We start from the raw sequence: 553 nt of genomic DNA, 5'->3' as shown, positions 1-553 counted from the left end.
CAACTTCGTAAAAAGCCATAATAATAGCCGCCGCTCCGTAACGTTTAATTAATTTGGCGTGGTGAATAAAGGCTTCTTCGCCTTCTTTCAACGAAATCGAGTTTACAACACTTTTTCCTTGTACTACTTTTAGACCTGCTTCAATGATTTCCCATTTCGAACTGTCGATCATAATCGGCACTCTCGAAATATCCGGTTCTGATGCAATTAAATTCAAAAATTTAGTCATTGCCTGAACCCCATCAAGCATTCCCTCATCCATATTAATATCGATGATTTGCGCTCCACCTTCTACCTGTTGTCTTGCAATATCAAGTGCCTCATCATACTTCTCTTCCTTGATTAAACGAAGGAACTTTCTTGAACCCGTTACATTCGTACGTTCCCCAATGTTTACAAAAACACTCGTAGGCGTAATAATCAACGGTTCTAATCCTGCTAATACAAGGTCTCTTCTATTTTCTGCCATTTCTTTTTTCAATTTTCAACGGAATAAATTCCATTGCTACAATATGTTTCGTTCCTCTGGAACTTTTATTTCAACGTTTTGCTT

The 553-nt window shown here is 37.8% G+C and carries 1 protein-coding gene; it reads right to left on the bottom strand.

The window, feature by feature from the left end:
* The coding region (locus BW716_RS35340; RefSeq protein ID WP_368678313.1) for a dihydropteroate synthase at positions 1-424 on the bottom strand (424 nt) is incomplete at its 3' end.
* Between the last annotated feature and the right edge of the window lie 129 nt (positions 425-553).

Origin of the sequence: [Flexibacter] sp. ATCC 35208 (assembly GCF_001975825.1) — a bacterium.
Taxonomy (GTDB): domain Bacteria; phylum Bacteroidota; class Bacteroidia; order Chitinophagales; family Chitinophagaceae; genus Chitinophaga.
This window is presented reverse-complemented; position numbering and strand designations above follow the sequence as displayed.